Annotated in this window: 13 protein-coding genes; 6 read left to right on the top strand and 7 right to left on the bottom strand. The window is 63.1% G+C overall.

All coding sequences use genetic code 11. The features are described 5' to 3' along the window. Window positions 1–5: 5 nt before the first annotated feature. Window positions 6–476, top strand: a complete 471-nt coding sequence (locus LZ536_RS03370) for an Hsp20 family protein (RefSeq protein ID WP_249846881.1) — start codon at window positions 6–8, stop codon at window positions 474–476. A 41-nt stretch (window positions 477–517) separates the two neighbouring features. On the opposite strand, the gene LZ536_RS03365 is transcribed toward LZ536_RS03370, so the two are convergent. The 6 genes from LZ536_RS03365 to LZ536_RS03340 all read right to left on the bottom strand — a co-directional run bounded on the left by LZ536_RS03365 (window position 518) and on the right by LZ536_RS03340 (window position 6,990). Next, on the bottom strand, window positions 518–3,388 hold the full coding sequence (locus LZ536_RS03365) for a M16 family metallopeptidase (protein ID WP_249846880.1): 2,871 nt from the start codon (window positions 3,386–3,388) through the stop codon (window positions 518–520). A 145-nt stretch (window positions 3,389–3,533) separates the two neighbouring features. After that, window positions 3,534–4,316, bottom strand: coding sequence for a methanethiol S-methyltransferase (gene mddA, locus LZ536_RS03360; protein WP_249846879.1), 783 nt, complete (start codon window positions 4,314–4,316; stop codon window positions 3,534–3,536). 31 nt (window positions 4,317–4,347) lie between these two features. Next, window positions 4,348–4,497: a hypothetical protein gene (locus LZ536_RS03355; RefSeq protein ID WP_249846878.1), complete on the bottom strand. Its 150-nt coding sequence runs from the start codon at window positions 4,495–4,497 to the stop codon at window positions 4,348–4,350. An 11-nt stretch (window positions 4,498–4,508) separates the two neighbouring features. Continuing rightward, a complete protein-coding gene (locus tag LZ536_RS03350) occupies window positions 4,509–5,336 on the bottom strand; it encodes a class I SAM-dependent methyltransferase (protein WP_249846877.1) in 828 nt (275 codons plus the stop codon). A 152-nt stretch (window positions 5,337–5,488) separates the two neighbouring features. Next, window positions 5,489–6,052, bottom strand: a complete 564-nt coding sequence (locus LZ536_RS03345; protein WP_249846876.1) for an OsmC family protein — start codon at window positions 6,050–6,052, stop codon at window positions 5,489–5,491. Window positions 6,053–6,084: 32 nt separating this feature from the next. After that, a complete protein-coding gene (locus LZ536_RS03340) occupies window positions 6,085–6,990 on the bottom strand; it encodes a diiron oxygenase (protein WP_249846875.1) in 906 nt (301 codons plus the stop codon). 317 nt (window positions 6,991–7,307) lie between these two features. On the opposite strand from LZ536_RS03340, the gene LZ536_RS03335 reads away from it, so the two are divergent. Next, the gene (locus LZ536_RS03335; protein WP_249846874.1) at window positions 7,308–9,128 is read left to right on the top strand and encodes an alpha/beta fold hydrolase; all 1,821 of its coding nucleotides are present in this window, start codon (window positions 7,308–7,310) and stop codon (window positions 9,126–9,128) included. Here LZ536_RS03335 and LZ536_RS03330 read toward each other — a convergent pair. Continuing rightward, the gene (locus LZ536_RS03330; protein WP_249846873.1) at window positions 9,125–9,823 is read right to left on the bottom strand and encodes a GcrA family cell cycle regulator; all 699 of its coding nucleotides are present in this window, start codon (window positions 9,821–9,823) and stop codon (window positions 9,125–9,127) included. The two genes, LZ536_RS03335 and LZ536_RS03330, sit on opposite strands and share 4 nt — an antisense overlap. 58 nt (window positions 9,824–9,881) lie before the next feature. On the opposite strand from LZ536_RS03330, the gene LZ536_RS03325 reads away from it, so the two are divergent. The 4 genes from LZ536_RS03325 (at window position 9,882) to argF (ending at window position 13,637) form a co-directional block, all read left to right on the top strand. Beyond that, window positions 9,882–10,724: an ABC transporter permease gene (locus tag LZ536_RS03325; protein ID WP_431357910.1), complete on the top strand. Its 843-nt coding sequence runs from the start codon at window positions 9,882–9,884 to the stop codon at window positions 10,722–10,724. 198 nt (window positions 10,725–10,922) lie between these two features. After that, window positions 10,923–11,369, top strand: coding sequence for a hypothetical protein (locus tag LZ536_RS03320; RefSeq protein ID WP_249846872.1), 447 nt, complete (start codon window positions 10,923–10,925; stop codon window positions 11,367–11,369). A gap of 151 nt (window positions 11,370–11,520) precedes the next feature. Continuing rightward, a complete protein-coding gene (locus LZ536_RS03315) occupies window positions 11,521–12,708 on the top strand; it encodes an aspartate aminotransferase family protein (protein WP_249846871.1) in 1,188 nt (395 codons plus the stop codon). Next, complete coding sequence (argF, locus tag LZ536_RS03310; protein ID WP_249846870.1) at window positions 12,705–13,637, top strand: ornithine carbamoyltransferase; 933 nt, start codon at window positions 12,705–12,707, stop codon at window positions 13,635–13,637. The genes LZ536_RS03315 and argF overlap by 4 nt, the downstream gene beginning before the upstream one ends. The last annotated feature ends 19 nt before the right edge of the window (window positions 13,638–13,656 follow it).

Here is a 13,656-nt window from a genome sequence, read left to right as displayed (position 1 = left end):
AAGACATGCGTAGTGCATTGGATTTTGGAAATTTTCGCCGTTCCAGCGTCGGTTTCGACCGGCTCTTCGAAATGCTGGAGAACAGCAATTTCGGCGGAGAAAACTACCCGCCGTTCGACCTCATCAAGGTCGACGACAACCGGTATCGTATCGAAGTGGCGGTTGCCGGCTTCGGCAAGGACGATATCGAGCTCACATCACAGCAGAACCAGCTGCTCGTGCGCGGGCAGAAGCCCGATGACGATGGCTCCAACTATGTTCATCGGGGCATTGCCAATCGATCGTTCGAGCGCCGCTTCGCACTCGCCGATCACATCCAGGTGCGCGGCGCCGACCTTAAGGACGGCATGCTTGCGATCGAGCTTGTCCGGGAGATCCCGGAAGCCATGAAGCCGAGGAAGATCGAAATCGGCGGTAGTTCGCCCAAGCATGACCAGATCGAGGCCAAGGCGAACAAGCAGGCGGAAGACGCCTGAGTAGCGTGGGCTCCGGGGGTTAGGCCTCCGGAGCCCATTCCTTAGTTGGCTTTCGCCGTTGCGTCCTTCGTGGCCGCCGACGCAGTCTGCAGCTTGTCGCTGAGGATGCGGACGCGCTGTTCCTTGCCGTCGACCAGATACTGTTTTGCCAGCGCCTGCAGGTCGGCGGCGGTTATCGAACGGATCAGCTTGTCGCGGGTGCGGATGCGATCGAGGCGGTCGGCTTCGGTCTGGGCCTCGTCGACATAACGCAGCCAGTAAGAGTTCTGCCGGGTCTCCTTGGCGGCGCTTTCGAGCATCGGCGTCCGGGCGCGGAGCAGGATGTCGTCACTGACCGGCTTGTCGCGTAGGCTCCTGGCGACCTTGGCGATGGCGCCTTCGACCTCATCGACCTTGTCAGGTGCGACGACCGAGCTGACCAGCAGGAACCCGAAGCCCTTGTAGACATCGGACATGTCCGAGCCGACGGAGACGCCGTAGGAATCCCCCAGCTCCTCGCGGACGCTTTCGGTCAGCATCAGGTCCATGACCTCGCCGAGCATGGCGAGCCCGACTTCCTTGCGGAAATCATGGTCGTCGTCGGTCGGCCAGGCCGCGCCGACAAGCGCCTGGTCGGCGCCGCCGCTGTGCGAGAGCTGGATCAGCGAGGTGTCGGTGCGGAAGTGCGCGGTCTTTGTGCCCGGATTGACCGGCTCCGACGCCAGGCGGGCCGGCAGGGCGCCGAAGCTTTCGGCGACCGCCTTGATCGCGGCATTTTCGTCGACGTCGCCGACGATGCCGATCTCGATCGGCGCCTGGGTGACGAACGGCGCCATGGCCGCACTGGCCTGGCTGAGGTTGCGCTTTTCGAGCTCGCTCGTCGGCGGAATGCCGAAGCGCAAGTCGTTGGAGGCAAGAATGGCCGGGAGCCTCGAACCGAGCAGGTTCGCCGGCGTCGCCGTCAGCTGCTTGTCGACGATCGGGACGATATTCTTCCACTGCGTCTCCGCCTCGGCGCGGTAGCCGGGGTCGGTGAGATAGGCGGCGCTCAGTTTCATCTGCAGGGCGATGTCCTTGGCGCTCGTGTTGCCGGCGGCCACGAACGCGTCGGTCTGCACCGACCAACCTGGCGAGACGTCGTGGCCGGCAAGGATGGTGCGGATGTCGTCGAGCGAATGCTTGCGGGTCGCGGACATGGCCGCGGAAGCGGACAACATGGTCGCAATGCCCGGCTGGTTTTGCGGGAGGGCGACCGTGCCACCGGCAAGGCGGGCGGAATAGGCGATCTTGCCCTTCTCGAAATCGGTTTGCTTGATGTTGAGGCGGACGTTGTTCGCGAAACGGATGGTGCGAATGCCGAGGTCGGCCACGCGGCGATCCTCGACGATTTTCCCGGGCTCTCCGAACTTTGCATAGCCGAAGGCGACTGCGGCTTCCTCGACAGGCGCGGCGACGGCGATCCTGGCGCTGTCGGCGTAAGCCGTCGCGAGCACCGGCGTCGTGATCGCCTCCTTGGCGCTGACGTGAACGAGCGGGGCGCTGCCCGACCACATTTCGCGGAAGGCGGCGGTGACTTCCGTCGGCGTGATGCTGGGATAAATCTTCTCGAAATTGGCGAGGCGGAAGGCCGGTGTGGTGACGAAGTCCGGCTTGTCGACGGTGCCAAGGATCGTGTTGGCCAGCGACTGGTGGGTGCGCGACTCCGTCTGCTCGACGCCCTTCTTGAACAGGCCGAGCATGTCCATCTTCTGTGTCTTCAACTCCGTGGCGTTGAAGCCGTATGTCAGCGCCCGGCGAAGTTCCTGTTCGGCGATGCCCAAAGCCTGCTTCCACGAGCCGTCCTTGGCGACGATGCCCAAGGAGACGCCGAGAGCGGCATCGTCGGAATCATTGGTGCTGACGCCGCCACCGAGAATGACGGAGTCGGGCGCGGCGACCAGTCGCTGGATGCGGCGGTTGAAGGTCGCGGCGGCGAGCGCGCGCACGGCATTTCTGCGGCGTTCGGCGAGCGTGTCGGCCGGTTCCTCCCACGGGCGGAAGGAGGTGAGGCTGACCGTCGTCGCGACCGCAGGATCGGAGAAGCTGTGGAATTCGGCGCCACGCTTCAGGTCGACTTTGCCGCGAGGCAGGGCCGGACCCGCCGCGCCGGCGCCCTTCCAGTCGGAAAAGCGGGCGAGAATCTTCTTCTCGATGAGCGCCGGATCGGCATCGCCGACGAACACCAGGGTCGCATTCTGCGGCTGGTAATAGCGATGATAGAGGTCCTTGAGTCGATCAGCGGGCGCGGTCTTCAAGACATTCTCGAGCCCGATCGGGATGCGGTTGGGATAGGGGGTCGACGGCAGCTGGAAGCCGATCTGGTCCTCCAGCTGGTGAAGCTGGTAGGTATCGCGGACGCGCTTCTCGCCAAGCACGACACCGCGTTCGCGGTCGACGGCGGCAGGATCGAACTTCACCTCGCTGGCGACCTCGCGGAACAGCATCAACGCCGTGTCGACCGTATCGTCATCGGTCTTGGGCAGGTCGAGCATGTAGGTCGTGGTGTCGAAGCCGGTGATGGCGTTGGTATCAGGTCCGAACTTCAGGCCCTTGCGCTCCAGGATCTTCACCATCTCGCCCTCGGGCACGTGGGTGGAGCCGTTGAACGCCATATGTTCGATGAAGTGGGCGAGGCCGCGCTCGTCGTCGCGCTCGCCAATCGAGCCGAATTCGAAGCGCAGGCGGACGGCGCCGGCGCCCTTGGGGATGGCGTTGCGCATGATCGCATATTTCATGCCGTTGGGTAGCGTGCCGTAACGGATCGACGTATCGGGGGTGACGTCGGTGAGGGGTATGCCCCAGCCATTGGCCTGCTGCGCAATGGCTGGCGCACTGCCGGCGAAAATCGAGCCGGCAAGCAACAGCGCCAGGCAACGCGACGAGAAATTCGGCATAGAAATCAATCCCCCAGGAGATTCGGCGGCATCCGCCTAAGCTATTGTTATTTGGAGGAAAGAGGCGCTTTCGACAAGCCGCCGAAGAGTTCGACAAGAAAAAGGGCCCCGGAAATCCGGAGCCCATTGAATATTGGTTCGACGATCAAGCCTTGGCGGCCGTCGTTGGTTCTTCTCGACGCCGCCATAGGCGCGGCAGCAGCATCGGCGTCCGCTTGCGATATTCGACGTAGCGCTCGCCAAACGCATCAACGAGGTCGCGTTCTTCAAGCTGAATGGCGATCAGGATGTAAGCCGTGGTCGCAAGCGCGAAGACCAGGTGGGACACGGTCATCGTCGGCGCCGCCCAGAAAATCGTCAGCCAACCGACGTAAAGCGGATGGCGGACAATGCGATACAGGCTCGGCGTGTAGAATTGCGGAGGAGTATATTTATTGCCCTTCAACCGATTCCACGACTGACGCAGGCCGAACAGGTCGAAATGGTCGATCAGGAAGGTCGTGTAGAGCAATAGCACCCAGCCAAGCAGGTAGATGCCGATGACCGTGTTGCGCGCCCAGCCATCCGGTGCGTCCCAGATGATACCGCCTATCGGCTGCCAGAAGGTGAAGAGCGCGACGAGCGCCAGTGAACTCAGCAGCACGTACATGCTGCGCTCCGCTGCTTCCGGCACGATGGTCGTCCACCAGCGCTTGAATGCGGGACGGGCCATGACGCTGTGCTGGACCGCGAAAAGGCCGAGCAGGCCGATATCAATCGCCAGCGCCTTTTCGACCGGGCCGGTCGGTGTCCCGTCGAGGGTGGTGGGCGTGAAAAAGCCGCCGATGAAGCCGATCGCGTACAGGAACACGGCGAAGAAGACGGCGTAGCTCAAGATTCCGAACGCGAACACACCGGTTCCGGACTTAGACAAATCTGGATTGGTCATGGTTGTGCCTCCAAAGGCTCAACGAGCGCGGTCAAAAGACTCGGATCACGTCGAGCAGTTTATCAGGTTGAAGCCTGGCGAACAGTGCTGCGACGCGGGTCGCAAAGCCAATCTTGCTGGCTTTCTGCGGTTCACGATCGGCGGCCCACTGCCTGACGATGTCAGGGTAGGCGTGACTCATCAATGTGTGCCTCATCTCTTGCCGACCGTCACTTTCAGGAAGGTCGCCGGGATTTCGGTGCGTTCGCCGCCCTTGTTCTGGGCAACGAACAAGGCGCGCAGTTCCTGGTCGAGCTGGCATTCGCGACCGTCCTTTGCGGCGGCGGCGAAGGCGTTCATGGTCGGCCCGTAATAGTCGCGGAAAATCTCGAAGAGGTGCTCCGGCGGGCCATCCTCACGGAAGAACCAGCTGTTCTTCTCGAACTGGATGTCCTTGTCGGCGATCCCCGCCGCGGTGAAGCGCTGGCGGACAATGGTCTCATCACCCCAGGTCATGGGGCTGACAAAACCTTCGGGCGGGGGCGGCGTGTAGGCGGCGCTGATCTTCAGGATTTGCGCGACGAGCGTCGGATCGCCAGGGATCCAGTTGCCCATGACAATGCGGCCGCCGGGACGGGTGACTCGCACCATCTCTCTGGCGACATCGTCAGGACGCGGCGCGAACATGGCGCCGAAGATGCTGACGACGAGGCCGAAGCTCTCGTCCTCCAACTCGGCGAGGTTCGAGGCATCGCCCTGCTCGAAGCGCAGATTGTCGAGGCCTGCCTGTTCCGCGCGGACGTTGCCGGCGGCGACGAGATTTTCGGCAATATCAACGCCGAGCACGACGGCGCCATATTCTGCGGCAGGGATGGCCGTGGTGCCGTCGCCGGAACCGAGATCGAGCACTTTCATGCCTGGGCGGATGCCGAGCGTATCGACCAGCTCCTGCCCGGATTGGCGCATGGTTTCGGCAATGCGGGTGAAGTCGCCCTTTTCCCAGAGCGCCTTGTTGGGATTGATAACAGCAGTATCGGTCATTTGAATTCCTTCAACGGAGGCGTCACGCGAGTGAATCGCGTGACGTCGGTCCAATCACGCCCGGGGCGTGTTGGCCGGCCGCCCGGAACCGTCTCTCGACCAGCCGGGGACTTGCTCAGGCAAGCCCCCGACTGCTCTCGGCGGTCTCCGGGTCAACCGACGTGGAGGGTGCCGTTCATGCGAACGGGCCGGCTGAGGTTGAAGTAGTTTGGCGAGGTCTTCATCACGGCGCGGTGGATTTCCTCGAAATCCTCCGGCGTACCGTCGCCCTTGATGATCACGTCATAGTCGACGTTCTCGTAACCCGGCGGCACATCGTCGCTGAGGCCGAGGAAGCCGCGCAGGTCGAGCGTGCCGTTCATCCGGATCTCGACAGAATCGAGGCGGATGCCGCGAAGCGACGCGTTGGCGACATAGCCGACGGTCATGCAGGCATTGATCGCCGCCATGAGCAGTTCCTGCGGGTTCGGCGCACTGTCGGTGCCGAGCAGTTCGCACGGCTCGTCGGCAACGATGCGGTGCTGGCGCTCGATGCGCTTGCCGCCAAGGCTGTAGCTTTCGACCACCGTCTCGCTGCGGGTCTGGCCCGACCAGCGTGTGGTGACCGCGAAGCCGGCCTGCGCCAGGCTCGCATCCTTTTCGATGGCTTCGACCATCTCACCGAGGGCGGCGAGGTCGAGACCGTTGGTGTGCGGATTGGAAACGAAGTTCAACATGTCAAAATTTCCCTTCTTTGAGTGATTGGTGTTCAGGCAAAGGTCGGCGCAGCCTCGTCGATGCGGGCAAGTGCCGCCGGCGAGATCGAGCCGAGGATTTCACGGAAGCGCTGGTGGACCATGCCGGAGCCGACGAAAGTCCAGCGTGCCGCCTGGTGCTGCTGCTGTTCGACCAGCTGTCGGTTTTCCAGCTTGCGGCCGATCATCTTTTCCAGCGCATCCAGGTTGAAGCCAGTCTGCGTGGCCAGCCCGCCGTCGAGGAAGGCGCCGATGGCGAAGAAATCGTCCATCGCAGCCTGGATCTCGGCTTCGGTTTTTCCTTCGACCAGCGCCTCGACGATCAACGTATCGATCTTCGCGTGCTGAGCTTCTTCCATCCAGTGATGCTTCATCAGGCTCTTGAAGAGCGGGTCGATGTCGCTGTCGTCGCGGATGCTGCCGAGATAATGCTGCTGGGTCATCCACTCGATCATCAGGATCACGAGTGCGACAGCCAGCGGCTCGTGCTTCAGCACTTCCGCGCCGATCGCTTCGGACGGACCGATCACCTGGCATTCCACCGGGAAGCCGCGATTGAAGGCCGCCGCGAAGCGCTTGAACAGGTGGATGTGCTTGGCTTCTTCCGCCGCGAAGTTCAGCAGGGCGCGGACGCGGTAATCGTCCTCGCGAAGCACTTCACGCGCATGGTCCATAAGGAACGGCAGGATGAACTCTTCGACGACGCCGAAGATGTGCAGATACGTGTTGCCCGTAATCTGGTTCAGTACGCGCTGCTCGGCCGGGCCGAGCTGGTCGAGCTCATTGGTGCGAACCAGATTGTCGGGCATGAAGTCGCGCGTGAAATCCAGCTCCTGGTCCTCGGCGAGAACGTCGTCGAGCTTCCAGGCGGCGCGCAAGGACGATGCCAGCGTCGCTTCGTAATTGAAGTCGTGATACATTAATCTATCTCCGAATTTCTTTTAGGCGTGGATGATCAACGGCACGATCGTCGTCGCGGCCGCCGAAAATGCAGACAAGCACGCAAACAGAAGCATCATCGCACCCTGCGACGACTTGAGATCATGGTTTTCCATTCAAATTCCCCTTTTAATTATCCGAGGCGCGTCTCTTCATCTTCGGAAGCATTGCTTGCCGAAACGAAAATTCGTCCTGCGAATGTGACCACTGCTATCTAGGTGAAGGCGCGGTTTGCCAAAATGATTGCGCTGCCGGATAAATTGACCGAAACGCCGGATCGTGGATTCGCACGGCTCCAATGGACGTTCTCACTGACATCCTAAGCTCGCTGCGCCTGACCGGCGGCGTGGTCGTAGACGGCCAGATGACCGGCGACTTCTGCATCCACGCCGAATTCACGCCCCGGCATTTCGCGCCATTCTATCCTGAACCCGGGAAGCTCATCAGCTACCATTATGTCCGCTCGGGCGAGTTGATGGTCGAAGTGGAGGGGATGCCGGCGGTGACCGTCCGCGCCGGCGAAATCGTCCTGCTGCCGCGCAACGACCCCCATTTTCTGGAAAGCCGGAAGGGGCTGAAGCCCGCCGAAGTTGACGACATCGGCTGGATGACAGCGGAGGGCACGCACCGCGTCAATGTCGGGAGCGAAGGCCCGGCGACGGAGATCTGGTGCGGGTTCCTGGGCACGGACGCCGAGACGTCCCACCCCTTGCTTGAAGCGCTCCCGCCGATGCTGACCCTCGATATCGCCAGCGGGCAGGAGGAGTGGGTCGACAGTTCGATGCGTTTCCTCGCCGAAGAAAAACCTTCGCAGGAGGTTGTGGCGCGCCTTGCCGAGCTATTCCTCACGCAGGCCGTGCGCGAATATATCGAGCAGCTGCCGGCTGGGGCCAAGGGCTGGATCAAGGGGTTGGCCGACCCTGCCGTGTCCAAGGCGCTGGCGATCATCCACGCGCGCTATGCCGAGGACCTGACGATCGCAGGACTCGCGCGCGAGGCCGGCGTATCGCGGACGGTGTTGGGCGAGCGCTTTGTCGAGCTGCTGGGCGAGCCGCCGATGCGTTACTGCGCACGCTGGCGGATGCGGTCGGCCGCAAACATGCTCCGTGACGGCAGGCATAACACCGCCAACATCGCGTACGCCGTCGGATTCAACAGTGAGGCGGCGTTCAACCGCGCCTTCAAGCGCGAATTCGGCGAGCCGCCGGCGACCTGGCGGCGGCGAATGGAGGCGGAGGATGCGGCGGCCGGGACGGCTGCGCCCGCACCCACGCCGACGCCTGCCAAGGATGCCATCAGGTACTGCAAGGCCGGCGACGGGGCGCGGATTGCTTTCGCCGAATGCGGCACGGGCTTCCCGATCCTCAAGGCGCCGAACTGGATGACGCACCTCCAGCACGACTGGGACAGTCCTGTTTACGGCCACTGGATCGAGGCCTGCTCACGGGCGAACCGCTTGGTGCGGCAAGACATGCGCGGCTTTGGCATGTCGGACTGGGACCTGCCGGGATTCTCATTCGAGCACCTGGTCGGCGACCTGGAAACGGTCGCGGATGCGGCGGGAATCGAACAGTGCGACTTGCTGGGAATATCGCATGGGGCGGCGATCGCCATGGCGTTTGCCGCCCGCAATCCGGAGCGGGTGCGCAAGCTGGTGCTGGTCAACAGTTTCGCCGCGGGCTGGCGTGTACGTGCCGATCCCGAAGAAATCGCCTATCGCGAATCGCTCTTGGAGATGAACCGGCAACGGCCCGCATTCCGCCGCAGCCTATTGGGCGAGATGTTCATCACGCTCTATTTCCCGTCAGCCAGCCCGGCGCTGATCGACTGGCACAACGAGAATTTCGCGACGCTCGGGCCAGTCAAGAACATGGAGCCGATGATCGATCTTGCCTCGCGGATCGACGTGCGCTGTGAGCTGAAGAACATCAGAGCCGAGACGCTTGTCTGTCACGCAGACAAGGATGGGAATGCGCCTGCCGATGCCGGTCGCCAGGTAGCCAAAGCCATCAAGGGCGCGCGCTATTTCGAGTTCGAAAGCGGCAACCACGTCCCGCTCGGCGACGAGTCAGCCTGGCCGGGGCTCGAGCGGGAGATCCGGGCTTTCCTTAGCGCCTAGCGGACGCGCGGCCCGCCGAACGGTAATGGCGGTGGCGGGCGCCGGTCGCGGCGGGGAAGCTGCGCCTGATAGGCGACGCCGCAATGCTGGACGCAATACGGAAAGCCTGGGTTGGCCGACTGTCCGCAGAAATGGAAATCTGGCTCGCCCGGGTGGCCGATCGGCCAGCGGCAAATGCGGTCGTTCAAGTCCAGCAGGCTGGTCTTGTCGGCGACCTCGGCGCTCGGCTTGGCCGGAACCAGGCGACGCGGGGGCGCCGGCGGAATTGGAGCCTGGGTGTCGCCGGGACCCTGGCGGATAAAGCCGCCGGGGCCGACCGAACGATATTGGAGCGTGGCGTCGGGCGTTGCCGCTTGCGGGCGCTGGGCCTGCGGCGCCTGCGACGGAAGATCGGGGCCGGGGCCATCCGGCGCATCGCCCGGGGCGACGTCGGCGGCGTTAGCGGCGGCGGCAGGCGGCTCCGCTTTGGGCGCTTTCGCGGCCTTCGGCGCGGCGGCCTTGGCTGCCTTCTTCGGCGTTTCCTTCTCCTCGCCCGGTTTCACCGGCGAGGGGCGGGCTTCGAGGCCGAGGCGGTGCGCTTTGCCGATGACGGCATTGCGGCTGACGCCGCCGAGCTCGTCGGCAATCTGGCTAGCGGTCGAGCCTTCCGACCACATCGACTTTAGCCGCTCGATCCGTTCTTCAGTCCAGGACATTCAACAAAACACTCCAAATCATTGCCGCGCGCGAATTCAGCCGATAGGCGATGCTCGCGTGAACGACCAGACCTCCAACTTGCAACAACCTTCATGGGTCCGCACCAAGCCGGGCGAAGCCACGCTGAACGGTGTCAACTGGGGAGGGCTCAAGACCCTCTATATCAAGGAGGTGCGCCGGTTCTTCAAGGTGCAGCTGCAAACCGTCTGGGGCCCGGCGGTCACGACGATGCTCTATCTCATCATCTTTACGGTCGCGATGGGGCGGACCGGGCGAATGGTCCTTGGCCATCCCTTTGCCGACTTTCTGGCGCCGGGGTTGATCGTCATGGCGATGCTTCAGAACAGCTTCGCCAACTCATCCTTCTCGCTGCTGGTCGGCAAGATCCAGGGAACGATCGTCGACTATCTGATGCCGCCACTGTCGACTGGCGAGCTGATCGCCGGGCTGGTCGGCGCGGCGGTGACGCGGGCCTTCCTGGTCGGCGGGGCGGTGTGGCTGGCGATGGCGCTTTGGCCGGGCGTGTCGGTCGAGGTCCGTCATCCGCTGGCGGCCCTGTGGTTCGGTTTGATGGGGTCGCTCCTGCTGTCCTTCCTCGGGGTGCTGACCTCGATCTGGGCGGAGAAGTTCGACCATGCGGCGATGATCACCAATTTCGTGGTGGCGCCTTTGTCGTTGCTCAGCGGTACCTTCTATTCGGTCGAGCAGCTGGCGCCGACGTTTCGCGCCATCAGTCATTTGAATCCGTTCTTCTACGTCATCTCCGGCTTCCGCTACGGCTTCCTGGAGGTGACCGACTCGCCGCTGATGGTCGGCGCTTTTGGGCTGCTTGCGCTCAATATGGCGCTCTGGGCGACCTGCTACTCGCTGCTGCGGAGCGGGTGGAAGATCAAGAACTGAGTCGATTCGCGGACTTTGGATTCAGCAATGGTTTCAAAGGTCGCTGAACGCCAGCTAACTGAATAGTAAATAACGAATAAATACAGATACTTGCGGTTTTACTTCGGTGAACGTGAGATAACGACTGCATTCAGCATTCAAACAAGTCGGCAGGCCCAAGAGATACGCATCAACCCGCTCCAAAGTAGGAGAGTGAGAATGCGTAAGTTCCTGATTTCCGCCGCCGTCGCGATGACCGCACTGACGGCAGCCGTTCCCGCCGCCGCGCAGTACGCCCAGCCGCTCTATGGCAATGGCTACGGCTACAACAACGGCTACGGCCAGGCCCGCAACCTGCAGGTCCGTATCGACCGGTTCCAGAACGAGGTTCGTCAGCTCGACCGGCGGAACATCCTCAGCAACCGCGAGGCCGCCCGCTTGATGGACGACAGCCGCGATCTTGAGCGTCGCCTGTATCGGTCAGGCCGCAATGGCTTGAACTTCCAGGAGCGCCAGGCTGTCGAAGTCCGCCTGGCTCGCCTCGAGCAGCGGCTCCAACACGATGCCCGCGATGGCAATCGCTGGGGATCGAACAACTACCGCGACCGCGATCGCGATGGCCGCAATGATCGTTACGAAGACGATCACGGCTGGGACCACGACTAAGCGTTAGGCCTGTTGGCCTGAGTGAAGCGTAAGGAAGGGGCGTTCCGAAAACGGGGCGCCCCTTTCTCTTTTTGGGCCCTCTCGCTATAGCCGCCGAGGCGGCCCACGAGGTCGCCTTTTGCATTTCAGCCGGGAAGGGGAATTCGCCGTTATGGCTATTACGCCGCTCATGCCTGTGTATCCGCGTTCGGAAGTCCGGCCAGTGAGGGGCGATGGGGCATATCTCTACGGGGAGAATGGCGAGAAATATCTCGATTTCGCCGCCGGCATCGCGGTCAACATCCTCGGCCACGGCCACCCGCATTTGACCAAGGCGATCCAGGAGCAGGCGGCGACGCTGATGCACGTCTCCAACCTCTATGGCTCGCCGCAGGGCGAGTCCTTCGCCAAGCGGCTGACCGATCTGACCTTCGCCGACACGGTCTTCTTCACCAATTCGGGCGTCGAGGCGATCGAGTGCGCGATCAAGACCGCGCGCCGTTACCATTATGCCAAGGGCAACCCCCACAAGCACACGCTCATCACCTTCAAGCAGGCGTTTCACGGCCGCACCATGGCGGCGATCAGCGCCACCGATCAGCCGAAGATGATCGACGGGTTCGCGCCGCTGCTGGAGGGTTTCAAGGTCGGCGAATTCGACAATTTGGAATCCGCCAAGGCGCTGATGGACGAAAACACGGCCGGTTTCCTGCTGGAGCCTGTACAGGGCGAGGGCGGCATCCGCCCGGCCAGCAAGGAGTTCCTGCAGGGCCTGCGCGACCTTTGCGACGAGCACGACCTGATGCTGGTGTTTGACGAGGTCCAGACGGGCGTCGCCCGCACGGGCCACCTTTATGCCTACCAGTATTATGGCGTGACGCCGGACATCATGAGCTCGGCCAAGGGCATCGGCGGCGGCTTCCCGATGGGCGCCTGCCTGGCAAGCGAGAAGGCCGCGGCCGGCATGGTCATCGGAACGCACGGGTCGACCTATGGCGGCAACCCGCTGGCGATGGCGGCAGGCGAGGCGGTGTTCGACATCGTCGCCAATGAGGATTTCCTGGCGCAGGTCCGCTCGACCGGCGAGCGCCTGCGCTCTGCTCTTGAGCAGATGATCCCCAATCACGACCATATCTTCGAGAGCGTCCGCGGCCTTGGCCTGATGCTGGGCATCAAGATGAAGACCGACAGCCGGGCCTTCGTCGCCTATTTGCGTACGCGCGGTATCCTGACGGTGTCGGCCGGCGACAATGTCGTCCGTGTCCTGCCGCCGCTCAACATCGAAGAGCAGCATATCCGCGAGTTCGTCGACGGCCTGTCGGCCGCGGCCTCGGCCTATGAGGTGCCGGAAGCGGCGTGACCGAAGTCCGTCATTTCCTGAACCTGTCGGACGCCGGCGCCGACGGCGTCGCCGCCATTCTGAAGGACGCCGCGACCCGCAAGGCGGCGCGCGCGGGCTGGCCTAAGGGCAAGCCCGATTCCGACGCGCCGCTGGCCGGATTTGTGCTGGCGATGATTTTTGAGAAGTCGAGCACGCGAACCCGCGTCAGCTTCGACATGGCGATGCGCCAATTGGGTGGCAGCGCACTGATCCTGGAAGGCGGGTCGAGCCAGCTCGGCCGCGGCGAGACCATCGCCGACACGGCGCGCGTCCTGTCGCGCTATGTCGATGCGATCATGATCCGCACCGACGATCATGCGAAGGTCGAGGAAATGGCGCGGCACGCCAGCGTACCGGTGATCAATGCGCTGACCGATTTGTCGCACCCGTGCCAGTTGCTTGCCGACATGCAGGCCTACATCGAGCGCAATGGCGCGCTGGAAGGCAGCCGTTGGGCCTGGCTCGGCGACGGCAATAATGTCTGCAACTCGCTGATCGAGGCGGCGTCGCTGATGCGCTTCGGGCTGAAGGTCGCCTGTCCTTCGGGCCATGAGCCTGACGTGGATTTCCTCCAGGAGGCCGCGGCGCGCGGCTGCACCGTGCCGATCGTCCGTGACGCTCGCGAAGCCGCGACCGACGCTCATGCGGTGGTCACCGATACCTGGATCTCGATGGGTCAGGCGGACAGCACTGCCAAGGTCGCCCTGATGGAGCCGTATCGGGTCGATGAGGACCTGATGGGTTGCGCGGCGGACAATGCCGTCTTCCTGCACTGCCTGCCTGCGCATCGCGGTGAGGAAGTGGTGGATGAGGTGATGGACGGGCCGGCTTCGGTGGTGTGGGACGAGGCAGAAAACCGCCTCCACGCGCAGAAGAGCCTTTTGCTCTGGTGCTTCGGGAAGTTGTGAGTTTGGTTGTTGGAGGTGC

It is taken from the genome of Sphingomonas alba (assembly GCF_023516555.1).
GTDB classification, from domain to species: domain Bacteria; phylum Pseudomonadota; class Alphaproteobacteria; order Sphingomonadales; family Sphingomonadaceae; genus Sphingomicrobium; species Sphingomicrobium album.
This window is presented reverse-complemented; position numbering and strand designations above follow the sequence as displayed.